Source organism: Sorlinia euscelidii (assembly GCF_036452135.1).
Taxonomy (GTDB): Bacteria; Pseudomonadota; Alphaproteobacteria; order Acetobacterales; family Acetobacteraceae; genus Sorlinia; species Sorlinia euscelidii.
The window spans coordinates 195278-220991 of record NZ_JAWJZZ010000002.1; the positions used below are offsets into that span (position 1 = coordinate 195278).

Sequence of the window (25714 nt, forward strand, 5' to 3'; positions counted from 1 at the left end):
CGTTGCGGCCTCAGAAGACGCCGAGAAATCCTTTGGAGGGCGATTTAACGCGGGTCACACCCTTCGCCGGGTTGCGCCCCATGGCTGAAGCATCCCGGATGCGGCGGTTTTCAGCCTCTCCATCAACGACGGCATCTTGCGGCCGTCCCTTCCAAAAGAGGATCTGATCTGCGAGGTCACCATTATGGCCCTGCAATTCCTGCCCCTTCTGGGGATTGGACGCCGCCTCATCCAGATTTTTGACGAGATCACGCTGCCCGGCACTGTCCTGGCTGACGCCGCGACGTAAAGCCATTTCAGGCGCCAGCGTCTCGAGCGCCTGCATACTGGCCGAGTCATTAAGCTTGCGCCCGCCTTCTCCGGGAAGATTAAGGTCACTCCCCGGCGGCATGGAGAGGGGCGGCTGCGTCGTGACGGTATATTCATCCGGCATGGAGCGCTCCAACCCGAAGGCGCGTGACAGGTCAGAGCCGGAACAGCCAGGTAACGCCACCAGCACACCGGAAACAGCAACGAAGCGTTGCACGCGGAGGATCATTTGCTTTGCCATCGTGTCAAACCTTACGCGTAAGCCTGCGACTCGACAAGGGGTTCAGGCATCGCATCGTGCCTGCCGATCTAAAATTAAGCGGTCCAGAATCCATAACGCAACACCGACATCAATGGCCATGTCCGCAACGTTGAAAACAAACCAATTCCATCCCCAGGCATGCAGATGGATGAAGTCCACGACCGCGCCCAGGCGCAATCGGTCCAGTACGTTGCCGATGGCGCCACCCGCGATCATCCCCGCGGCGATTGCGACAAAACGGCGTGGTGTCGTCACCATGACGTATATGAGGACGGCCACAGCCATCAGCGCCAGGGAACTGAAAATCCATGGCGCCCCCTTCCCCAACCCGCCCAACATGCCGAACGTCACGGCCCTGTTCCACACCATCGTCAGGTTGAACCATGACAGGATGGGTACGGAGATTTTTCCCGGCAGGTCGTAAATATAGAGAACCCAATATTTACTGGCCTGATCCGCGAGGAGAATGATCAACCCCGCCACGATACCGCCCGGAAAATGACGCTTCCACCACGCACTCTGCTGTATCGGCGACAATCCGGACATCAGGCGGACTCAGTCACGACATCGACGCATCGTAAACACAAATGCGGATGATGCGTGTCCGTGCCGACTTCAGGCAGCACGCGCCAGCATCGGGCACATTTTTCACCGCGCGCAACGCTGATGGTGGGGATGCCATGTTGCTCCGTCACGCCATCCAGGGCGGGTGCCTCGTCCGTTGCATCCAGGTAAATCGGCGCGGCATTCATCTGAATCATGATTTCCACTTCAGAGACGATGGCCAGCTCGCTCCAGTCAACTTCACCGAAAACCGCGTCTTCCTGAGGTGTCAGAGGCAGGCTGACGCACGCTTCGAGGGAAGAACGTATCAACCCGTCGCGCCGCGCCACTTCGAGTTCCGACGTGATGACACGCCGTAATCCGCGTAATTTGCTCCAGCAAGCGCCCAGTTTTTCATTGTACCATGACGCATCCGGCTTGAAGAAATTCTGGAGATGCACAGACTCTTTGCTGCCAAAACGGGCCGTCCATGCCTCTTCCGCCGTAAAGACAAGGACCGGCGCGAGCCACGTTGAGAGGGCGCGGTGCAGGATGTCGAGCACCGTCCGCGCCGCGCGACGACGGGGGGAGGATGCGGCATCGCAGTAAATGACATCTTTGCGGATATCGAAATAGAACGCCGACAGGTCATTGGCGCAGAATTGGTGGAGGAAGGGGAAGACACCCACCCAGTGATGGGTGCGCACAGCATTGGCGAGCACATCATGCACTTCACTCAGACGGTGGAGGATATAACGCTCTAGGTCAGGCAGGTCCGCATAATCCTGCTTCTCTTTTTCCGTAAATCCATCCAGCGCGCCGAGCACCCATCGCAACGTGTTGCGCAGTCGCCGATAGAGTTCGCCCTGCTGCTTCAAAATCTCCTTGCCGATCCGAAGGTCCTCATGACTGTCGGAATTCGCGACCCACAACCGCAGAATATCCGCCCCGAGGGATTGCGTCACTTCATCCGGCGCAACGACATTGCCCAGAGATTTGGACATTTTACGTCCCTGCTCATCCAGCACGAAGCCATTCGTCACCAATGTTTTGAAAGGCGCATGTCCCGTCGTGCCGACACTTTCCAGCAGGGAAGACTGGAACCAGCCACGATGCTGATCCGAGCCTTCAAGATAGAGATCGGCCGGGGCGTTCAGGCGCTGGCCTTTTAATACGAAACTATGGGTGGACCCGCTCTCGAACCACACATCGACAATATCGAAAACCTGCTCGTAAAGATCCGGGTCCCGCTCCGGCCCGAGGAAGGTTGAAGCTGGTTCCGTATACCAGATATCCGCGCCATATTTCTCAAAGGCGGCGACAATGCGCGCCATCACCGCCGCGTCCCTCAGCACCTCGCCCGTCCCTTTTTCAACAAAGACAGCGATGGGCACACCCCAGGCGCGTTGACGGCTGATGCACCAATCCGGGCGCTGCGCCACCATGGAGGTCAGGCGGTTGCGCGCGGCGGCGGGAACAAAAGTCACATCCTGCAACGCCTGAAGCGCGCGCTCACGGAGCTTCGTATCGCCGTCCATCTGGATGAACCATTGCGGCGTCGCGCGGAAAATGATCGGTTTACGGGAGCGCCAGGAATGGGGGTAACTATGCGCAATCGCGTGCTGCGCCACCAGCCCGGCCGGCACGCTATGGGCGGTGATGGATTTTCGCATGACGCGGGACAGGGCCGTGCAGACGGGACCGGCAGCCTTGAAGACATGTTGCCCGGCAAAAAGCGGCACATCGGGCGCGTAAGTGCCGTCATCCTGGACATATTCCGTCACTTCAAGCCCGAAGCGACGGCCAAGCTGGTAATCATCCACGCCATGGGCCGGGGCCGTATGGACAAGTCCCGTTCCCGCATCTGTCGTGACGTAATCGGCAGGCAGCAGAGGCACGTCAAATTCATAACCCTGTCCACGCAGAGGATGCGCGCAGATAACCCCCTCGAGCAATTCCCCCGCCACATATCGATCAATTTTATATTCGATGATGCCGGCCTGGCGGCTGAAATCCTCAAGACGCGCTTCAGCAATGAGGAGTTTCTGCCCGGGCACGACCAGGCTATCCTCAGCGCGCGCAACAACTGAGATGACGACATAATCTATGTCACGCCCAAAGGCGATCGCGCGGTTGGCCGGGATCGTCCAGGGTGTGGTCGTCCAGATGACGCAGGCTGTCTCCAACAATTCCCGGTGGGGGGTGGGGTCGTGAATGACCGGGAAAGCGACATAAATCGCGGTGGAGGTGATGTCGTGATATTCGATCTCGGCCTCGGCGAGCGCCGTTTTTTCGACAGGGCTCCACATGACAGGCCGCAGCGCCCGGTAAAGCGCGCCATTCAGCAGAAATTTGCCAATTTCTCCCACAATCGCCGCTTCGGAGGCGAAATCCATGGTGGCGTAGCGATTTGTCCACTCCCCCTGCACGCCCAGCCTCTGAAATTCCTTCGACTGTACTTCCAGCCAGTGCCGCGCATATTCGCGGCACTCTGCCCGGAACTGAATGATCGGCACATCCTCCTTATGGCGGCCCGATTTGCGATATTCTTCTTCCACCCGCCATTCGATCGGCAGGCCGTGGCAGTCCCAGCCGGGAATATAACGCACATCCCTGCCGGACATGCGTTGCGCGCGATTGACGATATCCTTGTTGATCTTGTTCAGCGCATGGCCGATATGGAGATGCCCATTCGCGTAAGGCGGGCCGTCATGGAGTGTGAAGACGTCCTTCCCCGCATGCCCGGCGGCAATACGGGCATCGAGCCTGGATTTTTCCCATTGCGCCAGCAATTCAGGCTCACGCGTTGGGAGGTTGCCACGCATGGCGAAGCTGGTCCGCGGCAAAAAGACCGTGTCGCGATACTGGTCTTTCGGGTCGTGCCCAGATGATGAGCTGTTCTGATTTTCGGGCATGATGATCGTCATTCGGGCAGGGAAAAGAGCGCTCATCTATGCGCAATCGGGACGGTTGTGGTCAAGCCCGTTCTTGTATCGGGGCGCGTCCTGCCGGTCTCGGCGACGCATCGGGATCGCCATCATTGTAAAACCTTTCATGCGCCGGCTAAGATCGCAGGTGAATGTCAGGCTGTATTTCTGGAGATATCATGTCGAATCGCATCATTGTCACCGGCGCGGCAGGCTTTATTGGCAGCAACCTTGTCAGGGCGCTCAATGCACGCGGCTATAAGGATGTGATCGCCGTTGATCATCTGAAGCGCGGTGAGAAGTTTCAAAACCTTCTTTCGCTGGATCTCGCCGACTTTATCGACAAAACGGATTTTTACGCCCGTTTCCGGACGGGAGAGTTTGATGATGCGGAAGCGATTTTCCATCAGGGCGCATGTTCAGACACGATGGAGCATGATGGACGCTACATGATGGCCAATAATTATGAGACAAGCCGCCTGCTTCTTGAGAGATGCGGCATGACGGGGACACGCCTCATTTACGCCTCCAGCGCCGCGACCTATGGCGCGTCAAAAGAGTTTGTTGAAGACCCGGCTTTTGAGCAGCCGCTGAATGTCTATGGCTATTCCAAGCTGCTTTTTGACCGCATCGTGCGTAAATCGCTCCCGGAAAGACGGACACAGCTTGTGGGTTTGCGCTATTTCAATGTTTATGGCCCGCATGAGCAGCATAAGGGCCGGATGGCCTCGGTCGCCTATCACAATTATCAGCAATTCATCTCGGAAAAGCGCGTCAAACTTTTCGGCGCCTATGGGAATTGCGCGGCGGGTGAGCAGAAGCGGGATTTCCTGTTTGTGGAAGACGCTGTCGCTGTCAATCTGTGGTTTTTTGATCACGCTGAAAAAAGCGGCGTGTTCAATCTCGGCTCAGGCGAGGCGCGCCCGTTCAATGATGTCGCGGTCGCCGTCGTCAACGGGATGCTGCAAATCAACGGCGAGGAACCGATGGGCCTCGAAGCGCTGGTCCGGTCCGGCCTCATTGAGTACATTCCTTTCCCGGAAAGCCTTAAAGGGAAATATCAGTGCTTCACCCGGGCTGATCTGACTGCCCTGCGCCAGATCGGGTGCGACCATGTCTTTACGTCCGTCACGGAAGGTGTGCAACGTTACGTGCAACACCTCCATGACGCGCAGAACACGCTTTAACATGATGCGGCCTGGCGGGTCAGATCAGCGACATCATCGTCAGCGTCCGGGGGCTTTTCTTGATCGGGATGGGGTCATTAATCGGGACGCGGGGTACACCCATCGTATTGAAGATCTCATCTTCATCCCCGGCGCCATCCGCGCCATAACGCGCCTCAATCAGGCTGGCTTTGCCGTCATCGTCGTGACCAATCAATCGGGCGTGGCGCGCGGCTATTTTACATCAGACGCAGTTGAGAATTTCCACGCCGCTATGCAGGCGCAGCTCAACGAAAATGGCGCGCATATTGATGGGTTCTTCTACTGCCCTTACCACCCTGACGCCAACCTGCCGCAATATCGCCGTCACCACCCTGATCGCAAGCCCGCTCCAGGGATGATCAACAAAGCCATCGCGCAATTTGATCTGGATCGTGCGCGCAGCTTTCTTATTGGTGACCGTCATACGGATATTGAAGCCGCCCAGCGTGCAGGGATCGCCGGTTACCTTTTTGACGGTACGGACCTTGACGCGTTTCTGCGCGCTCTGGACGTGGTTCGGCAGCAAGGTTAGAAGGGGCAGCGATGATTGATAATTATCATTTCGGGCGTCTGGTTGTTGTCGGTGACGTCATGGTCGACCGCTATATTTCGGGCGCCGTCAAACGCCTCTCACCTGAAGCGCCGGTCCCTGTGCTTCTGCGTTCCGGCTGCGCATCCATTGCGGGGGGCGCCGCCAATGTCGCGGCCAATGCCGCGGCCCTGGGATGTCAGATCACCCTTATCGGCGTTGTGGGGGATGATGAGAACGCTGAAAATCTGCGGGATGTGCTGCGTGTCAAAAGCAATATCGACACATCGCAACTCGTGACGGAAGCCGGCTGGTCCACCATCAGTAAAACAAGGGTGTTGAGCGGACAGCATCAGCTGGTGCGCATTGATGACGAGCGCGTTGTTACTTTCTCCGACGCGACGCAGGATGAGTTGATCAAACGGACAAGCGCGGCGCTGGAAAATGCGGATGTCCTTGTTTGCTCTGATTACGCCAAAGGCGTGCTGACGGATCGTGTCCTGCGCGCTGTCATTGAGGCGGCGCAGGCGCGTGGCATCCCGGTGATCATCGACCCGAAACGCGTCGATTTTTCAGCCTATCGTGGCGCAACACTTGTCACGCCCAACAGCCATGAAGCCGCGGCGGCAGCGGGCATGACCGAGTTACAGAGCGATGCGGATGTTGAACGCGCAGCAGCGGCGATTTCATCGCAATTCGGGGGCGATGTTCTCCTCACCCGTTCTGAAAAAGGCATGACGCTTTGGCAGCGTGACGGCGTCATACGGCATGAGGCCGCTTTCAAGTCGGAAGTATTCGACGTGTCCGGCGCGGGCGATACAGTGCTGGCGGCTGTGGCGGCCGTGCTTTCCGCCGGGCATGACCTTGAAACCGCCACGGTCATCGCGACCGCCGCTGCCTCTATCGCCGTGAGCAAACTCGGTACCTCCGTGGTGTCACGGCGGGAGCTTAATCAGAAGCTCGTTGCGGACACGCTTGGCTTTGACGGCGTGGCCGATCTCGTGACCGCACGCGGCGTGGTGGAGGACTGGCGTTTACATGGGGCGCGTATCGCCTTCACAAATGGATGTTTCGACCTGCTGCACCCCGGTCACATTGCATTGATCCGCGCAGCGTCGATGGAGGGCGATAAACTGGTCGTCGGGCTCAACAGCGATGACTCGATCAGAAGGTTGAAGGGCGCGTTACGGCCTGTCCAGTCGCAGGAGGCGCGCGCCGCGGTCATGAGCGCTCTGCGCGATGTGGATCTTGTCGTTATCTTCGATGAAGACACGCCGCAGAAACTGATTGAAACGCTGCGGCCGGACACGATCATCAAGGGGGCGGATTATCGGGAAGACGAGGTTGTCGGCGGCGATTTTGTGAAATCCTATGGCGGCCATGTCGTCTTGGCCAAAATCATTGACGGATGCTCCACCACCGATCTCATTGCGCGCTCGGGTCAATCCGCCTCCAAGGCGCCCTCTTCCGATGACTGAAACGCCCTGCGGCGCGCCGCTCGCGCGGCATCATTCCGGTTTGAGGTGGCAGGAATGGCTCGTCGGGCAGGCCTTGCCACTTTGGGCGCAAGCCGGTTTTGACCGGGCGACTTCCCTTTTTCACGAGCGCCTGACATTTTCAGCCGCGCCGCAAGCAGTTCCGGCGTTACGGCTTATGGTGCAGGCACGCCAGATCGCCACATATTGCCGCGCCGCCGCCGAGGGTCTTTACGGCGACGGAGAAAAAGCGCTGCGCTGCCTTGCGACAATCGAGCGCCTTTATCATCGCCGGGACGATGAAGCGGGCTGGATCTTCTCCCTCTCTCCAACGCTTGAAGCGCTTGATACAAAGCGGGACCTTTATGCCCACGCTTTCATCATCTACGCCTATCACTGGGCTTTTCGACTGAGCGGCGACGTCGTTTATTACCGTAAAGCACGGGAAACCCTTCGGGATGTCCGCCAAATTTTCGCGGATGCTGGTGACGGTCTGCGTGGCGCTTTCCCCGGTAAAGATGATGTGCGCGGTCAGGACCCGATCATGCATCTCTTAGAGGCGTGTCTGGTATGGATGCCACACGCTGAACATCCGGATTTTCAGGAACAGGCGGATAAACTCGCGCGATTAGCTCTAACGCGTCTGATTGATAACGCAACGGGCATGATCCGCGAGTATTTCGACGCGTCCTGGCGGCCTCTTCAGGTGGAGGGTAAAAACCACATAGAGCCCGGACATGTGTTTGAATGGTCGTGGCTTTTGCGTCTTTACGCGCGCCTGACGCGCGATGCTGCCGCGCGTCGCCCGGTTGAGGACGCCTCTACACGGCTTTTCGAGGCAGGGCAACGTTTTGGACTTCAGGATGGCGGCGTTATTGACGCGATCCGTGAGACGGGTGCGCCTATGTCACGGAATATGCGCATCTGGCCGCAAACTGAGTTTTATCGTCTGCTGACGGTGTTGCGTCATGACACCGCGCCAGAAGCGGCTGACCGCATGAAAATCGAGGCGGCGATGCAGAATGTGACGAACCTCTTCTTTACCCGCTTCACGACCGGCGCGCCGGAAGGGGGGTGGGTTGACCGCATTCGTGAAGACGGGTCAGGCGGCGTTGATCACATGCCCGCGAGTTCACTTTACCATATTTATGGTGCCGCGACGGCGGGTTGAGTCAACGACTCATTTAGATGATGGCGGCTTCATCTCACCTGCCCAGGAAAACGGTAGGGCACATCATGAGCGACGACGAATTGGCACCTCCCGGGACACATTTTAAAAATGCGGGGCGCTCCCGGCGTGCCAGATCGTCTCACCTTTCCAGTGACAAGTCTTGCCCGGGGGCGCGCCCCACCATCAGCGGGGAAAGCCCCGTGCGGTGAGGAAGGCCCGCGCTGTCTCGGCATCGCGCCCGATCTGTGCGGCGAGGGCCGCGAAATTTTCGAATTTGCGCTCCTCCCGCAAGAGGGTGTGAAAACTCACCTCCAGCGTTTGTCCGTAGAGATCACCATCAAAATCGAAGACATGCACTTCCAGCTGGGAAACACGCCCATCATTGATCGTCGGGCGGCGGCCGAGATTGGCGACGCCGGCCCAGATCGGCGCGTCCGCCTCATCCGGGCGGGCGATCGTCACGGCGTAGACGCCCCGGGCGGGCTCCAAATGTTGGCCCAAGGCGATATTGGCTGTGGGGAAACCGATCTGCCGCCCGCGTTTATCGCCCTCTATGACCGTCCCTGAAATGAACCACGGTCGGCCCAGTTCCTCCTCTGCTTTTTCGGGGTAACCTTCCCGCAGCAGGCGGCGGATGCGGGAGGATGAGAGGGGGCCGCCACGATCCGTCAGCGGGTCAACAATCGTCAGGCCGACACCCCGCGCCTCCAGCCACTGCCCCAACATCGGCACGTCGCCTGTGCGACGATGGCCGAAGGCGAAATCCGGTCCGCAGGCGACGTGCTTCACCCCAAGCCCGTCGCACAGAATATCATCAACGAAGGATCGCGGATTAATATTGGAAAATGCTTCATTAAACGACATCTGGAAAATATGGGAGACGTGATGCCGCCGCAGGAAGCGCGCGCGGACATCCGGGACCATGAGACGCATGGGAGGGTCCTGCGGGCGGAAGAACTCCCGGGGATGGGGCTCAAAAGTGACAACACCTAAAGTGAGGTCCGGCCGGGCACCATGAAGGGTTTCCAGCAAATGGACGTGCCCGCGATGGACACCGTCAAAATTACCCAGTGCGACCGCCGCCCCGCGGGAATGAGGGGGCACGTTGCACCATTCTGTTATCGACACCCTATCAACCTCCAGAGACTGGCCTCGCCTATGCTGACCAAAATGAGACCACCGCGAAACCAGGTGCCCAATGCGCCTGCGTGACCCCGCGCATAATGTGTCCCATTGTCGAACGCAACGCCCCGCATTCGTCGTGCGGCACGCGCGCGCACCGTCCTTTTTACCGAGAGCATTTTCCGAATGGTGAAACAAGGCGTCGGGCATCGACGGCGTTCGCGCGCCGCGGGCGAAAATTTATTAACAAAAAGATGCGCCATATTTATCAGATCGTCAGATCACAGAGTCGCGGTGCCGACATCCGCCCCTGAAAGCCCCAGCCCGAGGAAAAATAGCGGGATCAAACAGGCTTTTTATCCACCGGCGCTTCATCCGCGCGCTGCGCCTCTTTAAGGAAAGCTGCATCCGAGGCGGCGGGGGGCGTGATCTGCCCGGCGGGCGGCGTGGACTCAGACATGGATTCGTCTTCGGCCATGTTCTTCTTGAAGGATTTAATCCCGCGCGCGAAATCACCCATGATGGAGCTGATTTTGCCGCCGCCCCCAAATAAAATCAGCACGACAGCAACGACAACCACCCAGTGAATAAGACTCATGCTTCCCATAACTTACTCCCGATCCGCGTTCGGAAGATCTCGCGAACGCAATGTCCCTAAATGAGCGTTTCGACCTGATGATGCAAGAACTGCCGACTTCAATTTGGGAGGATGAAGCCGTATGTCGCGTATCGCCCCGTACCCATGCGATGGATCGGCTTCCAATATACGCGCACGAGACTCCAGTTATTGCGCTTTGAAATGTCGATTACGGGTACGTTTTTATCAATAGCCCCTGGCTCCCAATTTGCATGTTCGACCAGAATTTTGCGTGAGGAGACGATTTTGCGCACGATGGAAATATGTCCGCTCGGGATGCGAGAAGTTGACCGAAAAACCAGCAGCGCATTTTTATAAGGCCGCTGCGTCCTTGCATATCGCCCGCGCGCCTGAGTCCACCAGGATGATGCCCGTCCGCGCAATGCCACACCGGTTTTCTCACGCGCATAGGGTGCACATTGAAGCTTTCCGTCAAAATCTGACCGGCTGAAATGGGTTGGATGTCCGCAGGATGTCAGTGCCAGCATCCCCATCAGCATCGCGCATACTGGTAACAGGCGCAGGCGCCTCGGGGAGGCTTCGACCCGTTCAGATATGGCGGAATTTGAGAATGGCATCCATCGCCTCCTCATAAGAAAACGCTAAAGCCTGGCAGGCAGTGCCATGAGAGAACCCGGCCCGAGCAAACGCGGCCAGTGCGCGGCGCGAGTCACCCCCCTCCCTTTCATCTGCCGCAATTTTATGTGAGGTAAAAGGCCCGAGACGCTTTTTCCGGGCGAAGATGAGGGCAGCGGCGAGTTCGTTCGCCCCGCCATCCTCCGCGCTACCCATGGCATCTTCGATTCCCGAGGCAACATCCTGCGGCATCACCCCGCGACTCTGCAGCCACGCCGCGGCATGTCGGCGGCTATGGCCGGAGCGCAGAAGGGCACGGGCGCGGCTGGCGCTGAAACTCTGATCATTCACCGCGCCAGTGCGCACCATCTCGGAGACAATCCCGGGCACGGATTTGTGAAGCCGCGCGCTTTCCGCTGCGATCGCCTCATCCTCCTCCCCGGAGGACTGGGCGCGCGCAGCCCACCGCTTGATGCGCCGCCCCAACACCTCACCGAGGCGTTTCTCCGTCGTGGCAAAACGCGCGAGGTGTCGCAGCGCCACATCGCGCAGATCTGGCGCATCTTTTATGCCAATAGCGCGGACATGCCGCATCAGAAGCCTCCCATCGGCGCATCTCTCCTTTCCATAACGCCCTTCAACACCGAATTGCGCATGGGGCATTGAAATTCCCCGCACGACGCATCGCATCCGACGTGACAGGCTTGACACTTCAGCAGACGGCTTGAAAAGCTAAGACAAGAATAACCCGCATGTGGCAGAGTCGAAAGGGCGGTCATTCATGGCCCAGTATCGCAAAGAAGAATGCTTGATCCGGCAATTGCCGGAACTCTACCCCGGGCCGGGCGGTGCCATCGCCATTATCAAAGATGGTCAGGTCCGCGCGCGGGAGAGTTGGGGCTATATCAATCTTGAGCGTCATATCCCGTTTACGCCGCGCGCGACTTTCCGCATCTGCTCAATCACCAAGCAATTCACCTGCGCGCTTCTGCTTGACGCCTTCCCGGATTTCAGCCGTCTTGACGAGGATGTGCGGCATTTCCTGCCGCAATTATCGGCGCCCCTGCCCAAGATCGCGCATCTCGCGCATAACCAGTCCGGCTTACGGGATTACTGGGCCATGGGCATGGTCATGGGTGCCCTGCCCGACACTTTATTCTCCGAGGATGATGCGCGTCACATCATGATGACGACGAAAACGCTGCAATTCACACCAGGCACGTCTTATTCCTATTGTAACCAGAATTTTCGCCTGATTGGCGACATCGTGGCACGACGTCTTGACCGAGATTACGCGTCTCTGATGCACCACCATGTTTTTTCCCGTTACGGCATGGAGCATGCGTTTATCGCGGCTGATACAACGAGCCTTCCGGATGGCGGAACGGGTTATGAAGGCAGCGTGGCGACCGGCTCTATCCCGGCGAAAAACCGCATTTTATGGACCGGCGATGCGGGGATTGGAGCAACTCTCGACGATTTGATCGCGTGGGAACTTTATATTGATCGTGAGCGGAATCACCCGCGGGGCATTTATCAGCAATTATCCCAGCCGCAATCATTCACCGACGGGACGCCTGCACCTTATGGTTTCGGGCTGCGGCATTTTACGTTTGAGGGCCGCAAGGCAACCGGCCATGGCGGTGGGCTGCGGGGGTGGCACAGCTTTCGTATGCATGTGCCGGAGGATCGCCTTTCCGTCGTTGTTCTCTTCAACCACATGTCCAACGCTTATGGGGCAGCCCTAAGGCTTGCGCGTGCCGCAATCGGGCTCGACGAGGCGCCACCGCGTCAGGTCGTGTCCACATCACCTGCCGATGTGCCGCCAACCGGGCTGTTCCTCGATGATGCGGCTGGGCTTGCCGCGCAGATCTTCCACGGCCCTGCTGGCAGGATGCTCCATTATCTTCATCCGCCGGAAACCTGCCCTGAGCCGGATGAGGTGCCGGAAGATCCGTTCCGCACCCGTATTTCGTCCGAGGGTGAGGCGACCCTCATGCACCGCCCTGGTGAAAATCGATCCGTTATCCTGCGCCGTTTGCATCCCTACGCGTACGATGGGCCGGATGATCGGGACGTCCTGCGCGGCGCTTATTATTGTGCCGAGAACGACTCCTGGCTCGACATCACGACGGACGGACAGGGGTTATATGGCGCTTTCTTCGGTTTCCTCGGGAAAGGACCCATGTCGCCGATCAGGCGATTAAGTGACGATGTCTTCTCCATGCCGTGCCGCCGCGCCCTTGACCATGCACCGCCAGGAGACTGGACGATTGAAATCCTTGATGCGCGGAAAAAGAAAGCGCGTCACCCGGCCCGCGAAATCCGCGTCGGGTGCTGGCTGGCGCGAAATCTTCGTTATCGACGCGTTAACGCAGTATTTGACCGCGGCAGGTGAAATCCGCCATGATGTGTCCCTTCGTTTTTCCCTGCCTGCGAGGGCAGGGATTTTATTTTTAATTGTGGGTAAGGAATGATGATCCATGTCGTCTGCTCTCCTGCCAGTCTTCAATCGAATTGATCTTACTTTCGACAGGGGTGAGGGCTGCTGGCTTTATGCCAGTGACGGACGACGCTATCTCGATTTCGGGTCAGGCATTGCCGTGTCTTCTCTTGGCCACGGACATCAAGCGCTTGTCGCGGCCATTGCGGAGCAGGCCGGGCGCGTCATTCACGTTTCCAATCTTTATCGCATCCCGCAGGCTGAAAGCCTGGCTGAAAAGCTTGTCGCAAATTCCTTCGCGGATCAGGTGTTTTTCTGCAATTCCGGTGCCGAGGCTAATGAGGGGCTGATTAAAATGGTGCGCCGTTTCCATGCGGAAAACGGCCATCCGGAGCGTCAACGTCTGATCTGCTTTCACGGCGCTTTTCATGGCCGCACGCTGGCGACCCTCGCCGCGACGGGTAATGCGACGTATCTCAAAGGCTTCGGGCCGCCCGTTGACGGGTTTGATCACGTGGCTTTCGATAATATGAATGAGGTCCGCGCGGCCATCACGCCTCAGACAGCCGGTATCCTCGTGGAGCCCATCCAGGGTGAAAGCGGTGTCAAGCCACTTTCAGCCGGCTTCCTGAAAGCTTTACGCCAGACTTGTGACGAATATGGCCTGCTCCTTGCCCTCGACGAGGTCCAAACCGGTATTGGCCGCACGGGCAAGCTTTTCGCCTATGAGTGGGAAGGTATCTCGCCCGATATCATCTCCCTGGCGAAAGGCCTTGGTGGCGGCGTGCCGATCGGGGCGATCCTCGTAAAGTCCCATGTAGGGCAGGCCATGACGCCCGGCGCCCACGGTTCCACCTTTGGCGGCAACCCGCTTGCCTGCGCGGCGGGGAATGTGGTGCTCGATATTGTCACCCAGCCGGGTTTTCTGGAACATGTTGAGAGGACAGGCCACATTCTGGGTGTGAGTCTGGAAACTTTATGCCGGAATTACAGCGATGTCTTCACCCTTGCGCGCGGTCGCGGGCTGATGTGGGGCCTTAAATGCGTCCCCCCCGTCGCGGAGGTCATGAAAGTCGCGCGCGGTTTTGGATTGCTATGCACCGCTGCGGGAGACAATACGCTGCGTCTCATTCCGCCCCTCATTGTCTCCGAGGCGGAGTGCGCCATCGCCCGCGACGCGCTTGAGAAAACGGCACAGCATTTTACTCTTTCGTCAACGGAGTCCTGACGATGAACAATTTAGCCCCCGTTCGCGAACAAACCGGAATACGGCATTTTATCGATCTCCGTGATCTCGACGCCTCGACATTGCGTGCCATCATTGACGTGAGCGCATCGGTCAAACGTATGCAGTCGGGGCGAAAATTCCCTCTTCACCCCAAGCAACCTTTCGCCGGGCGCAGCCTCGGTTTAATGCTGGAAAAACCCTCCACCCGCACGCGTATTTCCTTTGAAGTCGGCATGGGTCAGTTGGGCGGCAGGACGCTTATTCTTTCCCCCGCGGATATGCAGGTGGGGCGGGGTGAGTCGTTGGCGGATACGGCGCGGGTTCTGTCACGCTTTCTTGACGCGCTGGTGATTCGGACCGGTGATGTCGAGACGTTGCGGGAAATCAAGCGATGGAGTTCCATCCCCGTGATAAATGGCCTGACGCCGGACTCCCATCCGGTGCAGATTCTTGCTGATATCATGACATTTGAGGAACATCGCGGCCCGGTGGCTGGCACGAAATGGGCGTGGGTCGGGGATGGCAATAATGTTGCGACCTCCCTCATTGAAGGCGCTGTAAAATTCGATTTCTCGCTGGATCTCGCCACGCCGCCAACCCACGCGCCACGGCCGGAAGTGCTGGATTGGGCCCGCCGCGAGGGGGGGCGCATCCGACTTTTCCACAATCCTGAAGATGCCGTGAAAAACGCGGATTGCATTGTTACGGATACGTGGACGAGCATGTCCGATACGGATTCGGAAGAGCGTCTGGACGCTTTGCGCCCCTTTCAGGTTTCGAGAAATCTGATGTCGCAGGCCGCATCCGGTGCGCTCTTCATGCATTGCCTGCCTGCCCATGTCGGTGAGGAAGTTTCGTTGGAGGTCTTCGAAAGTGCCGCTTCCGTCGTGTTTGACGAAGCGGAGAACCGTCTTCATGCTCAGAAGGGCCTTTTACTCTGGTGTCTGGGGGGTGAAGATTGGACGAGCGCCGGTCTTGCATCCTGATGCCGGACGAACGAAATTCCTATCATGAAAATGTCGGACATGCCCGCCTCCCCCCCTCATGCCGCCGCCATCCCGGACATCGTGATCAACGATGCCATCCAGCCTTTTCACCTCACCAACAGCCCCGTCCGCGGGCGCCTCGTGCGTCTGGGCGGGCTGGCGGATGCGATCCTCTCCCGCAAGGCCCTGGGAGCCGCCGCGCATCTCGGTGGGCAGGCGCTGAGCCTGGTGGCGGGTATGAGTGCCGGGCTTAAATTTGAGGGAGCCCTCTCCCTGCAGGTCAAGGGTGACGGGCCTGTATCGCTGTTGGTTGCGGACAGCACCCATGATGGCGCCGTGCGCCTTTATGTGCGTCTGACGGAAGATGACCGCCTTCGCGACCCGCCGGAAACCACACCACGCGCTGATATGATGTTCGGGAAGGGATATTTCGCCTTCACGATTGATCAGGGCCCGGAGACGGATCGTCAACAGGGTATCGTCACGTTGGAAGGTGAGTCTCTGTCGGAAATGGCGGCGCATTACTTCGCGACCAGTGAGCAACTCCCGACATCAATCCGCCTTTTCTCCCGTTTTCAGGACGGGAAATGGGAGGCGGGTGCGCTGCTGCTGGAACGCATCGCCGATGAAGGCGGGCGTGAAAGCCATGACGCGGAGGAAGACCATTGGGAGACCGCAAAAACCCTCGCGGCAACGCTGACCGCGGAAGAAGTTTTTAACCCGCATTTGACGCATAGCGCCTTATTATACCGCGTTTTTGGCACGCTGGGTGTCGCCGTCGCTGCGCCCCGTCCGGCGCGTTTCGGCTGTCGATGCGCGCGTGAGAAGCTTTTATCTGTATTGCGAAATTTCGGTGATGACGACCTTGATGAAATGGCCGAAAATGGCGTGATCACAATGTCATGTGAATTTTGCGGAGTAGATTATCGGTTTGATCGTAACAATATCGCGCCTGACCCCGTTTAGGGGCTTGGATAAATGACCGTCATGAGCAACGACATCGCAAATTTCTATCGCCGCGTCCGCGTCGATGGGCATCGGCTGGAACGTCTTTACCCCGGATGGCGGGTGGAGGCGCATGTCAGCCTGTCTGACAATATCAGCGCGGTCGTCTTCACGGAGGAAAAGAGCTTAAGGCGGGCCGCCTGGTTTCTCAACAGCCGCTTCGATTATTGCGGGTCCCATATCGAGTTCCTCTCTAAACTCGATACGGATGATGTCCTCGACACGGTTGCGCACGCCTATAAGGCGCTTTACCGGACATCACTCTCTAAAAAACCGTCACGCATCGCGTCCGGGGAAGATATCTCCGCTATGCCGGAATTTCTTTCCCTTCATCTTAGCCTCGCCTGGTCAGCGCGGAATATCAGAAATATCTCAGTCTCATCCAAAGCCGAGATCACGCAGAAAGCCGCGGATCAACCCGAATTGATCGGCCAATGGCGTATCGCTGGGATCACAAGGTTACTGGATACGCGCATCACGGCGGAAACACTGATCATTCTGTCGCCCTATGACGATAAGCCGTTGCGATCCCAGCTTTCCTTCATGATTGAGGATCTGCTCGTCCACCGCTTTTATGATGATGATGCAGAAGCGGCATTTTACCTGATTTGGAGACGGTCCGGCTTAAATGACCCGCCCGGCCTTTATCTTCCGGATACGGGGCTGGTCATCTCCGATCTTGAGTTCCCAGCGCTTATCCCGGCGAAAATCCTTGCCTGGATGTTGATCAATCCCGCCCACGTCCAGGTCATCGAACATGCGCAGCATTTCGATCCTGAAAATTTCGGCCTCGGCCGCACATCCGACATGACAAATCTGGCACCAAAGCCGGAAGTGCTCCCCGAGCATAAACCGACTTATCAACGTGCCGATCTCATTTCCCCCGCCTGGGCTTTTCTCAGCCAATCGGACGCATCCAACGCGAAAGATCAGGATGCCACGCCGGCGCCCGACATGGCCGCCACCAAGCCGGCGCGCGAAGCGCCCTCACCCTCAGGTTTTCTATCGCGGTTACGACGCAAGATCTAAAGCCATCCTCAGCGACATTCAGTATAGGTAAGGGAGCGGAAGCAGCGATGAAAAGAGTCAGAATCGGTGTAACTTTCATGGCGTCGATCATGATTTTTTTCACCATTACAGGATGTGGCCAGCGACGCCCGGACCCTTCTCCGCCCATTGATTATGCGGATTTCAACACGCTGAACCTTAATGTCGCGTCCATCACGGTCGTTGATGACTCCGCACGCCAACACGTGCCCGGCGATATTTCCTACCGCGCCTCCATCCCTCTCATGATGCGGATACGTGAGATGGTCGCGCATCGCCTCAACGCCGCTGGCAGTCATGGCACCGCTAAAATCACAGTGGTAAGAGATTCCATCCAGCATGCACCCGTCTCAACCCTGATCGGCCAATTATCCCTTCGGATTGATGTCGCCTCCCCGTCAAGCGACACGGCGGGTTACGCCGTCATCCGCACCGAGAGCACTGCCTATACAGGTGATATCGACGCTGAGTCGCCTGAGGCGTTGGATAATATGGGAATTTCCATGATGCGCAGCATGAATAGCGCACTGGAATATCAGATTCGGCATGTTCTGGGGGACTGGCTTGTGGATGCAAGCGGAATGCCGCTGCGTCATGACGTCAAGCAGGTTTCTTTAAACCCTGGTTCCGGCGATGACGGCGCATCAACAGCTGGTGATGCGGCAGCCGACGCGACCCCAGGTGTCACGATTGTCAAAGCGCCGGAAAAATCCGCGGCAGCCCAAACGCCAAAAGGTCCGAAGTCCGTCGATGTACCGGATGCCGTATTCCCACTTGGCGATGATTCATCGTCACCTGCTGCGGCTGGGACACAGCTCTCACCCCAGCCGGGCACGCTGCACCTTCCCAATCATCGCGGCATTTAAGCCCGGTCAAACCGAGCTCAAAAAAGCCTCTCCCTCAATTGGGGTTTGAGGCGGGAAAAGCGTCAGCCGATCTCAGTCAAGAAATCGGTTGGCCGCTTTATTCCGTCCCTTTTTTGCTGACGTCAGCTCTCCGCCTCGGAGCATATTTCTTCCGGGGCGGCATCCGTATGCTCGAGGATTTTCTCCCATTTTGCATTGAAATCCGGGTCAGCCTGCCGCCAATTATAAGCGGTGCCCCGATCAATTCCGGCGACGCGCGCAGCTTCTGAGATATTGGCGGATTTCGCGATCTGCTCCAGAAATTTCTTTTTCATAAATTGAATGCGCACCTGGCGCGGCGTAAATTTGACACCTTTCATGACCAATTTTAAATTCTCCTCAAATAAAATTGTCCGTGAGAACAAGAAGTCATGCGACGTGTCACCACGGCCTAATGTAATGATGCCTCTTTTGCGGATAGACGCGCAGAAGAGGCGGCTTAAATACTCGCTAAGGATAATAACAATTTTTCATCAACATTAAGCCGTTTCGAACGCGACACTTGAAGCCGTTCATCCTGGAAAACCGCCAGCGACTTGATGATGGATCTGGGGGCAAAACTCCTCTTCCTAAGGGGAAATCAACACGTAAAGCGCGGCTTCATAAATTGCGTGCACTGAATGACCGGACGCCCATCAACAATACATCTTTTCGGAGGCCGCTCTCCCCAATAAGTCGCCACAACCCAGGACTCGCACTAAAAAATCATTTATTGAATGAATGAATCCTTATGACTCCATTTTATAACTATTTTATCTTAAAGTATGAGTCAAATATACTTGTTTGAAGGATAATATATATTTTCCGGCATAAAATACTCCTTTGCGATATTGATATGATTTGAAGAATCTTCTCAATAAATCATACCACTTTAGATTGTAGATGACTCACATTGTTTTTGAAAGTCCCGTTTATTGACCGGATATCTTTTACAATGCACGTGTCAAAATTTGCAACATTTTGTCATCATGTTGCTCAGTGCTCTGGCGGACCACATCTTACGCTGTAATTTCAATATGTTATAAACAATAGTTAATAGAAGATTGACTTTTGTTTATCATAGCAATTTTCAGCGCCCGATCGGCCGGATGCACGTCACGAGACAGGTGTGAGGAGTCGTGCCTGTCGAAATTCAACTTTAAAAAAAAGTAATTGGACATTTTGCGCGTAGTTTTGTCATCTCGTCGCTAATCTTCGTCAACATCGGTCCGCCTGTTACCGAGGGTCACTCCATCGGTCGCGACCTCCCTGCGACAAAACTGATAGGAAGCGCCGCGCTTAATGAACGCTATTGTCGTCACCGCCCTCAGACGCCCTCTGACTTTCGTTGTCTTTTCGATCCTGATTTTGATGTTCGGCATTCTGGCGATTTTCAAGACGCCGACGGATGTTTTCCCGAATATCAAAATACCGGTCGTTTCCGTCGTCTGGACCTATAATGGCATGTTGCCGAAGCAGTTTGCAGGGCGCATCATCTATAATTTTGAGCTTAACGTCACTTCAACCGTCAACAATATAGAGCGGATGGAGTCGAACTCTTATTACGGGCGCGGCATCGTCAATATTTTCTTCCAACCCGGGACGGAAATCGGTGAGGCCATGGCTGAAGTCACGGCCATTTCACAGACCGTCATCAAACAGTTGCCGGTCAACATCCCTGCACCGATGGTCATGAAGCTCGACGCGTCCTCCGTGCCAGTGATCTCCCTGCAAATGACATCGGACAAGCAAACGCCTTCCGACCTCTTCAAACTTGGCGTCATCGGCGCACGCCCTTTACTCGTCACTGTCCCAGGCGCCGTCGTCGCGCATCCTTATGGCGGGATGGATAGTTTCGTGATGATCGCCCTCAATCAGAATCAGTTACGGGCGCACAATCTCTCCTCTATGGACGTGCAGAATGCGATGCGCGACCAGAATATTGTGCTCCCCGCCGGGGATCAGAAAATCGACGCGATCGATTGGATGGTACAGACCAACGCCACGCCGCAAACCATGAAGGAAATCGGCGATATCCCCGTCAAGCGTGTCGGTAATGCCGTCATTTATATTCATGACGTGGCCAATGTTTACCGGGGCGGGCATCCCCAGACCAATATCGTCCTCGTCAAAGGGCGGCAGGGTGTTGAGATCGTCGTTATGAAAGGCGGCGGCGCGTCAACACTCGACGTGGTGGATGGCGTCAAGAAACTCCTCCCGCGGCTTCGTACAATTCTGCCGCCGGATGTCAAGGTCAGCGTGCTGACCGACGCCTCCACCTTCGTGAAGGATTCGATTGAGGATGTGGTGCAGGAGATGGTGACAGCCGCCTTGTTGACCGGTCTCGTCGTGCTGCTCTTCCTCGGGTCGTGGCGTTCCACCATCATCATCGCGACATCGATCCCCCTCGCCATTCTCTGTTCAATCATCGGGTTGAACTGGGCCGGTCAGACGATCAACGTCATGACCCTCGGCGGGCTGGCGCTGGCAGTCGGCATTCTCGTCGATGATGCGACGGTGATGATCGAAAATATTGATACGCATCTGGAGATGGGAAAGGATCTCGAAGTCGCCATTATCGATGCCGCCAATCAGATCGTTATCCCGACCTTTGTTTCAACAACCTGCATCTGTATCGTCTGGCTCCCTCTGCTGGAGCTGGATGGCATCTCCGGATTTCTGTTCCTGCCGATGGCCGAAGCCATTATTTTTGCGATGATCGCCTCATTCATCCTCTCGCGGACACTTGTCCCCACCATGGCGAAATATCTGCTGGCGGGACATGCCGGTGCTGAAGCGCATCACGGCGCGCCCCAGCTGGACGCAGGTCAGGCAAATTTTTTCAAACGCTTCCAGCGCGGGTTTGAGGCACGTTTCAGTGCATTTCGCGACGCTTACGGGGCGTTTCTCGGGCGTCTCATCACCCATCGACGGCGCTTCGTGACAATCTTCCTCGGCGTCTCGCTTTCTTCCCTGCTGCTTTACACAATCGCGGGGCGAGACTTCTTCCCGGAGCCGAAATCAGGCATGATGCAGATGCATTTCCGCGCCCCTCTGGGCACGCGGATCGAGGTGGCGGCACGCATTGCCTCGCTGGTTGAAAACCGCATTCGCAAGGACCTCCCGGGAAAAATCGACAGCGTCGTCAGTAATTGCGGCCTGCCGGAAGGGCCGCACAACCAGGCCTTCATCCCCACACCCACGATCGGCACGCAGGATTGTGACCTGACAATCAGCCTTCGGGATCAGGAATCACCGGTCTGGGATTATCGCGCCCTTCTGCGAAAAGATCTTTCAGCGCAGTTTCCCGGGACGGTCTTTACGTTCCAGCCTGCCGATATGACGGCGAAGATCCTTAATTTCGGATCGCCCTCCCCAATTGATATTCAAATATCCGGGCCGGATATCCGGGAGAACTTCAATTACGCACGATCCATCATCGGAAAATTGCGCCGTATCCCGGGTGCCGCGGATGTCGTCATTCAGCAATCCATGGCCACCCCGACGCTTCAGGTGGAGGGCGACCGCACATTCAGCCAGGCGACAGGGCTGACCGAAGCGGATATGGCGAATAATGAACTGATGACATTGTCAGGAAGCTCGACCGTTGATCCGCAATTCTGGCTTGACCCCAAAGATAACGTCACCTTCCCACTTAATGTCTACGTGTCGCAGGATCAGCTGACGCATTTCAATGATCTGCTGACAATCCCGGTTGATAAAGGGGATGGTGATCCGAATGATCAGATCCAGCTTCTCGGGGCGATCAGCCATGTCACGCAGGTGGGCACGCCCGGTGAAGTATCGCATTTCAACTCCATGCCGGATATTGATATTTATGTGTCGGCCGAAGGGACGGATCTGGGTTCCGTCCTGTCGGGCGTCCAGCATGTTCTGTCCGAAACAGCCGGGCAGGCGCCGCGTAGTGCGGCGATTGATGTGCGCGGACAGGCCACGACGATGCACAGCGCTTACAGCCAGCTGATTTTCGGCCTGGTCGTGTCCGTCCTGCTGATCTATCTGCTGATCGTCGTTAATTTCCAGACCTGGCTTGATCCTTTCATTATCATCACCGCCTTGCCGGGGGCGCTGGCCGGGATTGCCTGGGCACTCTTCCTGACAGGGACGCGTCTATCCGTCCCCGCTTTGACGGGCGCCATTATGTGCATGGGCACGGCGACAGCCAATTCCATTCTCGTCGTCTCCTATGCGCGTGAGCGGATAGAGATCCATGGCGACGCCCTGAAAGCGGCATTGGAAGCCGGCATTGGTCGTATCCGCCCGGTTCTGATGACCGCACTTGCCATGATTGTCGGGATGGTGCCGATGGCGATCAGCAACTCGACCAACGCGCCACTGGGTAAAGCGGTCATTGGCGGTCTTCTGATTGCGACCGTGTCAACGCTCCTTTTCGTCCCCTGCGTCTATGCCATTCTTCATGACCGACAACCTAAATCCACGGAGACCCCCTGATGGCCAACCGTAAAAAACTTCTTGTCACGGGGGGGGCAATTTTCTGCCTTTATGTCGGGTTTCTCCTCGTCGGTCGCATCGTCCATGCGTGGGAGCTTCGCCGGGTCACCCAATCCGGCGCTATTGAAGATGTCGCTGTTCTGACACCGAAACCGGCAGATCCCATGGTGTCCATCACGCTGCCCGGCACGATCGATGCCTGGTATTCCGCGCGCATATATCCGCAGGTCTCCGGCTATGTGAAAATGTGGTTCAAGGATTATGGCGCCGATGTTCAGGCTGGTGATCTAATGGCGGAAATCAATGCGCCGGGCCTCGATGCGCAATATGCGCAGGCCAAGGCGGATCTTTCCGCAGCGGAAGCGAAATATAATCTTTCCGTTGTCACGGCCAAACGCTGGCAGGCGATGGGCAAATCCCAGTCCGTTTCCGGACAGGCTGTCTCCGTCTCCGTCGCGAACATGAAATCGCAGCAGGCAACTCTGGAAGCCGCGCAACATAATGTTGACCGGTTTGCCGCGCTTGAGAAATTCAAATCCATCGTCGCGCCTTTTTCAGGCGTCGTCACCGCACGTAATATCAGCGTCGGGGATTATGTGCGCGACGGGTCCGGCGATATGGATGCGAAGGGCGACGCGAAAGAAATGTTCACGGTCGCGCAGGTGGATAAATTGCGCCTGTTCGTCTCCGTGCCGGAAGTCTTCGCCTATATTCTACAGCCGGGCCTCGAGGCGGATGTCACCGTGCCGCAATTTCCCAACCGCACTTTCAAGGCGCGCTTCCTGACGATGGCCCGCGGTTTTGACCCGAACACGCGCACGGCGGTGACGGAATTTGTGATGGAGAATGCGAACCACGAATTATGGCCAGGCACCTTCGCCTCCATCAAGCTGACCGCGAAAAACAGTCACAGTGCGGTACGGCAGATCCCGAGTGGCGCTTTGGTGTTTCAGGAAAAAGGCATGCAGGTCGCAACGGTGGACAAGTCTGGCCGCGTCCATTTCAAAAACATCAAGGTGGGCCGCATGGCGGACACATCCACCGAAGTGCTCTCGGGCCTTTCAGCGGATGATCGCGTCATCAACAACCCACCAGCCGACCTCCTTGAAGGGGACAAGGTTAATGTCGTGATCCCTGCAAAAGGTTACGATCACGCGGCCGATGCCGATGGGGATGAGAAGAAATGATGGCCCGCCTTTTGCCGTTCCGCCGCGCGCTGATAAAGTGTGGCGCTGTCACGGCCATGCTCGCCCTTTCCGCCTGCGACCTTGCGCCCACCTATCACGCGCCCAAATTTATTGTGCCTGCGAGCTGGCAGGGCCGCGCCCCTTTCAGCATCGCGACGCCAGCGGACGCGACCCTGTCGACTCAGTGGTGGACGATGTTCAGCGACCCCCTCCTCAATCAACTCGAGGATGATCTGACGCACAGCAATCCGAACCTGCAGGCCGCAGCGGAACGTTTCATTCAGGCCCGCGCCATGGTGGCCTCCGCACGCTCGGACCTGCTGCCCCATTTATCGCTGAATGCGGGCGCGACGGATAATAAGCAGTCGGCGGACCGCCTCTTCCGCTATAAGGGCGCGACGACGGAGACGGATGAGGAATATCACGGCCTCGCCTCCTGGGAGCCGGATTTTTGGGCCAAATTGCGCAACCGCATGTGGATGCGGCAAAACCAGGCGCAGGAGAAGGCGGCGGATTACGCGATGTCACGCCTGAGCCTTCAGGCGGAGCTGGCATCTGACTTCATCCAGTTGCGTGGTTATGACGCGCAACTTGCGATTTATGATCAGTCCATCGCCTATTACCGTAAGGCATTAAAGATAACTCAGAACCAGCTCCAGAACCAGGCGGCGCCCGCCCTGGATGTCGCACGCGCCAAAACGCAGCTTTATAATACGATCGCCGCCAGATTGGACATTGAGGCTGCCCGCGCCGTGGTTGAACATGCCATCGCGATCCTGACCAACCGCTCACCCTCATCCTTCCACATCCCCGCAAAGTCGGTCCTGCGCTTTGCCCAGCCCGCCATCCCGACCGGCGTTCCCTCGGCCCTTCTGCAGCGACGCCCGGATGTCGCGAGTGCGGAGCGCCGCATGGCGGAGGCCAATCGGGAGATCGGCATTGCACGCGCCGCATTCTATCCCAATGTGACTCTCAGCGCCGGGGGCGGCTTCGCGCAGAATGGGTTTGACCTCGCCAATCTCGCCAATTCCCTTTGGACTTACGGCGCGACCTTCAAATTACCGATTTTTGAGGGGGGCCTCCGCCGTGCGCGTTTACAGCAGGCCTGGTCCGATTATCGCGAAACACGCGATCTCTATCGCAGCAAAGTTCTGGACAGTTTCAGAGAAGTCGAGGACGGGCTGTCCCGCACGGATCGGCTGAACGCGGAGAATCAGGCGCTGAGCATGTCGGTTGATGCCTCTCTCTCGACCCAGCGTATGACCATGACGCTTTATCAAGGTGGTGTCGGCACCTATCTCGAAGCGATTTTCGCGCAGGTGCAGACGCTGCAAACCCGCATTGAGCAGGTGACAGTCGCAACAAGGTTATATCAGGCGGATGTCAGGTTGATCCGTGCATTAGGTGGCGGCTGGGATCGGTCAGCATTGCCGGATATGAAATCGACCCTGTCTCTTTCGCCCTTGCAATACGGGAATATCCGCCATCCGGACCCGATTGGCGATGTGGAGAATGCGCCCCACCCGAAAGCGTTTGAGGATCTGAGTCAACCCTTACCGGAACCGACGCACGCGACGCCGCACGAGGCCTTGCCACCCCTGCGCCTTCGATGAATTTGACAGGCGGTCGGGGCGTCGCCTTCCTCAAACATGTCATGCCGTCGCGCCATCTGCAGGGAACGGCACATTACGTGGACCCATCA

General features: G+C 57.2%; 21 protein-coding genes. 13 read left to right on the forward strand and 8 right to left on the reverse strand.

Going from position 1 to position 25714, the window contains the following annotated elements; all coding sequences use genetic code 11:
• Nucleotides 1-10 precede the first annotated feature (10 nt).
• Genes CGLAMM_RS04520 through ileS form a run of 3 tightly spaced genes read right to left on the reverse strand, consistent with a single transcriptional unit; the run spans nucleotide 11 to nucleotide 4029 of the window.
• A complete protein-coding gene (locus tag CGLAMM_RS04520; protein WP_394818859.1) occupies nucleotides 11-550 on the reverse strand; it encodes a DUF3035 domain-containing protein in 540 nt (179 codons plus the stop codon).
• Between the two features lie 42 nt (nucleotides 551-592).
• Nucleotides 593-1117, reverse strand: a complete 525-nt coding sequence (gene lspA, locus CGLAMM_RS04525; RefSeq protein ID WP_394818860.1) for a signal peptidase II — start codon at nucleotides 1115-1117, stop codon at nucleotides 593-595.
• Nucleotides 1117-4029 carry an isoleucine--tRNA ligase gene (ileS, locus tag CGLAMM_RS04530; protein ID WP_394818861.1) on the reverse strand — a complete coding sequence of 971 codons (2913 nt, stop codon included), beginning with the start codon at nucleotides 4027-4029 and terminating at the stop codon, nucleotides 1117-1119. The genes lspA and ileS overlap by 1 nt, the downstream gene beginning before the upstream one ends.
• Nucleotides 4030-4220: 191 nt before the next feature.
• Here ileS and rfaD point away from each other — a divergent pair, with 191 nt between their 5' ends.
• Genes rfaD through CGLAMM_RS04550 form a run of 4 tightly spaced genes read left to right on the forward strand, consistent with a single transcriptional unit; the run spans nucleotide 4221 to nucleotide 8424 of the window.
• Nucleotides 4221-5228, forward strand: coding sequence for an ADP-glyceromanno-heptose 6-epimerase (rfaD, locus tag CGLAMM_RS04535; RefSeq protein ID WP_394818862.1), 1008 nt, complete (start codon nucleotides 4221-4223; stop codon nucleotides 5226-5228).
• Entirely contained in the window at nucleotides 5206-5781 is a 576-nt protein-coding gene (locus CGLAMM_RS04540; RefSeq protein WP_418115427.1) for a D-glycero-alpha-D-manno-heptose-1,7-bisphosphate 7-phosphatase, read from the forward strand. The genes rfaD and CGLAMM_RS04540 overlap by 23 nt, the downstream gene beginning before the upstream one ends.
• 11 nt (nucleotides 5782-5792) lie before the next feature.
• Nucleotides 5793-7256: a D-glycero-beta-D-manno-heptose 1-phosphate adenylyltransferase gene (rfaE2, locus tag CGLAMM_RS04545; RefSeq protein WP_394818863.1), complete on the forward strand. Its 1464-nt coding sequence runs from the start codon at nucleotides 5793-5795 to the stop codon at nucleotides 7254-7256.
• Nucleotides 7249-8424 (forward strand): AGE family epimerase/isomerase, encoded by a 1176-nt coding sequence (locus tag CGLAMM_RS04550; RefSeq protein ID WP_418115428.1) that lies wholly within the window; start codon nucleotides 7249-7251, stop codon nucleotides 8422-8424. Before rfaE2 ends, CGLAMM_RS04550 begins: the two co-directional genes overlap by 8 nt.
• A 183-nt stretch (nucleotides 8425-8607) precedes the next feature.
• Here CGLAMM_RS04550 and ribF read toward each other — a convergent pair whose 3' ends face one another.
• The 4 genes from ribF to CGLAMM_RS04570 all read right to left on the reverse strand — a co-directional run bounded on the left by ribF (nucleotide 8608) and on the right by CGLAMM_RS04570 (nucleotide 11422).
• Complete coding sequence (gene ribF / locus CGLAMM_RS04555; RefSeq protein ID WP_418115429.1) at nucleotides 8608-9528, reverse strand: riboflavin biosynthesis protein RibF; 921 nt, start codon at nucleotides 9526-9528, stop codon at nucleotides 8608-8610.
• 361 nt (nucleotides 9529-9889) lie between these two features.
• Nucleotides 9890-10153 carry a twin-arginine translocase TatA/TatE family subunit gene (locus CGLAMM_RS04560; RefSeq protein ID WP_394818866.1) on the reverse strand — a complete coding sequence of 88 codons (264 nt, stop codon included), beginning with the start codon at nucleotides 10151-10153 and terminating at the stop codon, nucleotides 9890-9892.
• Between the two features lie 89 nt (nucleotides 10154-10242).
• Nucleotides 10243-10683: a CHAP domain-containing protein gene (locus tag CGLAMM_RS04565; protein WP_394819086.1), complete on the reverse strand. Its 441-nt coding sequence runs from the start codon at nucleotides 10681-10683 to the stop codon at nucleotides 10243-10245.
• Between the two features lie 49 nt (nucleotides 10684-10732).
• Nucleotides 10733-11422 carry a regulatory protein RecX gene (locus CGLAMM_RS04570; RefSeq protein ID WP_418115430.1) on the reverse strand — a complete coding sequence of 230 codons (690 nt, stop codon included), beginning with the start codon at nucleotides 11420-11422 and terminating at the stop codon, nucleotides 10733-10735.
• A gap of 118 nt (nucleotides 11423-11540) precedes the next feature.
• Between CGLAMM_RS04570 and CGLAMM_RS04575 the strand changes: the two genes are divergently transcribed.
• The 6 genes from CGLAMM_RS04575 (at nucleotide 11541) to CGLAMM_RS04600 (ending at nucleotide 18334) form a co-directional block, all read left to right on the forward strand.
• Complete coding sequence (locus CGLAMM_RS04575) at nucleotides 11541-13157, forward strand: D-aminopeptidase (protein ID WP_394818868.1); 1617 nt, start codon at nucleotides 11541-11543, stop codon at nucleotides 13155-13157.
• 85 nt (nucleotides 13158-13242) lie between these two features.
• A complete protein-coding gene (locus tag CGLAMM_RS04580) occupies nucleotides 13243-14430 on the forward strand; it encodes an aspartate aminotransferase family protein (RefSeq protein WP_394818869.1) in 1188 nt (395 codons plus the stop codon).
• Nucleotides 14431-14432: 2 nt separating this feature from the next.
• The gene (gene argF, locus CGLAMM_RS04585) at nucleotides 14433-15416 is read left to right on the forward strand and encodes an ornithine carbamoyltransferase (protein WP_394818870.1); all 984 of its coding nucleotides are present in this window, start codon (nucleotides 14433-14435) and stop codon (nucleotides 15414-15416) included.
• A gap of 30 nt (nucleotides 15417-15446) precedes the next feature.
• Nucleotides 15447-16382 (forward strand): Hsp33 family molecular chaperone HslO, encoded by a 936-nt coding sequence (gene hslO, locus CGLAMM_RS04590; RefSeq protein ID WP_418115431.1) that lies wholly within the window; start codon nucleotides 15447-15449, stop codon nucleotides 16380-16382.
• Nucleotides 16383-16403: 21 nt separating this feature from the next.
• A complete protein-coding gene (locus tag CGLAMM_RS04595) occupies nucleotides 16404-17450 on the forward strand; it encodes a hypothetical protein (RefSeq protein ID WP_394818872.1) in 1047 nt (348 codons plus the stop codon).
• Between the two features lie 47 nt (nucleotides 17451-17497).
• On the forward strand, nucleotides 17498-18334 hold the full coding sequence (locus tag CGLAMM_RS04600) for a hypothetical protein (protein WP_394818873.1): 837 nt from the start codon (nucleotides 17498-17500) through the stop codon (nucleotides 18332-18334).
• 122 nt (nucleotides 18335-18456) lie between these two features.
• On the opposite strand, the gene CGLAMM_RS04605 is transcribed toward CGLAMM_RS04600, so the two are convergent.
• A complete protein-coding gene (locus tag CGLAMM_RS04605) occupies nucleotides 18457-18648 on the reverse strand; it encodes a helix-turn-helix domain-containing protein (RefSeq protein WP_418115432.1) in 192 nt (63 codons plus the stop codon).
• A 1006-nt stretch (nucleotides 18649-19654) separates the two neighbouring features.
• Here CGLAMM_RS04605 and CGLAMM_RS04610 point away from each other — a divergent pair.
• Genes CGLAMM_RS04610 through CGLAMM_RS04620 form a run of 3 tightly spaced genes read left to right on the forward strand, consistent with a single transcriptional unit; the run spans nucleotide 19655 to nucleotide 25625 of the window.
• Nucleotides 19655-22825: an efflux RND transporter permease subunit gene (locus CGLAMM_RS04610; protein ID WP_394818875.1), complete on the forward strand. Its 3171-nt coding sequence runs from the start codon at nucleotides 19655-19657 to the stop codon at nucleotides 22823-22825.
• Complete coding sequence (locus CGLAMM_RS04615; protein ID WP_394818876.1) at nucleotides 22825-24012, forward strand: efflux RND transporter periplasmic adaptor subunit; 1188 nt, start codon at nucleotides 22825-22827, stop codon at nucleotides 24010-24012. Before CGLAMM_RS04610 ends, CGLAMM_RS04615 begins: the two co-directional genes overlap by 1 nt.
• Entirely contained in the window at nucleotides 24009-25625 is a 1617-nt protein-coding gene (locus CGLAMM_RS04620; RefSeq protein ID WP_394818877.1) for an efflux transporter outer membrane subunit, read from the forward strand. Before CGLAMM_RS04615 ends, CGLAMM_RS04620 begins: the two co-directional genes overlap by 4 nt.
• The last annotated feature ends 89 nt before the right edge of the window (nucleotides 25626-25714 follow it).

Excerpts from the sequence above, each read along its gene's own strand:
- CGLAMM_RS04520 (WP_394818859.1), bottom strand. The coding sequence starts at position 550 with ATGGCAAAGCAAATGATCCTCCGCGTGCAACGCTTCGTTGCTGTTTCC.
- lspA (WP_394818860.1), bottom strand. The coding sequence starts at position 1,117 with ATGTCCGGATTGTCGCCGATACAGCAGAGTGCGTGGTGGAAGCGTCAT.
- ileS (WP_394818861.1), bottom strand. The coding sequence starts at position 4,029 with ATGCCCGAAAATCAGAACAGCTCATCATCTGGGCACGACCCGAAAGAC.
- rfaD (WP_394818862.1), top strand. The coding sequence starts at position 4,221 with ATGTCGAATCGCATCATTGTCACCGGCGCGGCAGGCTTTATTGGCAGC.
- CGLAMM_RS04540 (WP_418115427.1), top strand. The coding sequence starts at position 5,206 with ATGACGCGCAGAACACGCTTTAACATGATGCGGCCTGGCGGGTCAGAT.
- rfaE2 (WP_394818863.1), top strand. The coding sequence starts at position 5,793 with ATGATTGATAATTATCATTTCGGGCGTCTGGTTGTTGTCGGTGACGTC.
- CGLAMM_RS04550 (WP_418115428.1), top strand. The coding sequence starts at position 7,249 with ATGACTGAAACGCCCTGCGGCGCGCCGCTCGCGCGGCATCATTCCGGT.
- CGLAMM_RS04560 (WP_394818866.1), bottom strand. The coding sequence starts at position 10,153 with ATGGGAAGCATGAGTCTTATTCACTGGGTGGTTGTCGTTGCTGTCGTG.
- CGLAMM_RS04565 (WP_394819086.1), bottom strand. The coding sequence starts at position 10,683 with ATGCTGATGGGGATGCTGGCACTGACATCCTGCGGACATCCAACCCAT.
- CGLAMM_RS04570 (WP_418115430.1), bottom strand. The coding sequence starts at position 11,422 with ATGCCCCATGCGCAATTCGGTGTTGAAGGGCGTTATGGAAAGGAGAGA.
- CGLAMM_RS04575 (WP_394818868.1), top strand. The coding sequence starts at position 11,541 with ATGGCCCAGTATCGCAAAGAAGAATGCTTGATCCGGCAATTGCCGGAA.
- CGLAMM_RS04580 (WP_394818869.1), top strand. The coding sequence starts at position 13,243 with ATGTCGTCTGCTCTCCTGCCAGTCTTCAATCGAATTGATCTTACTTTC.
- argF (WP_394818870.1), top strand. The coding sequence starts at position 14,433 with ATGAACAATTTAGCCCCCGTTCGCGAACAAACCGGAATACGGCATTTT.
- hslO (WP_418115431.1), top strand. The coding sequence starts at position 15,447 with ATGTCGGACATGCCCGCCTCCCCCCCTCATGCCGCCGCCATCCCGGAC.
- CGLAMM_RS04595 (WP_394818872.1), top strand. The coding sequence starts at position 16,404 with ATGAGCAACGACATCGCAAATTTCTATCGCCGCGTCCGCGTCGATGGG.
- CGLAMM_RS04600 (WP_394818873.1), top strand. The coding sequence starts at position 17,498 with ATGAAAAGAGTCAGAATCGGTGTAACTTTCATGGCGTCGATCATGATT.
- CGLAMM_RS04605 (WP_418115432.1), bottom strand. The coding sequence starts at position 18,648 with ATGAAAAAGAAATTTCTGGAGCAGATCGCGAAATCCGCCAATATCTCA.
- CGLAMM_RS04610 (WP_394818875.1), top strand. The coding sequence starts at position 19,655 with ATGAACGCTATTGTCGTCACCGCCCTCAGACGCCCTCTGACTTTCGTT.
- CGLAMM_RS04615 (WP_394818876.1), top strand. The coding sequence starts at position 22,825 with ATGGCCAACCGTAAAAAACTTCTTGTCACGGGGGGGGCAATTTTCTGC.
- CGLAMM_RS04620 (WP_394818877.1), top strand. The coding sequence starts at position 24,009 with ATGATGGCCCGCCTTTTGCCGTTCCGCCGCGCGCTGATAAAGTGTGGC.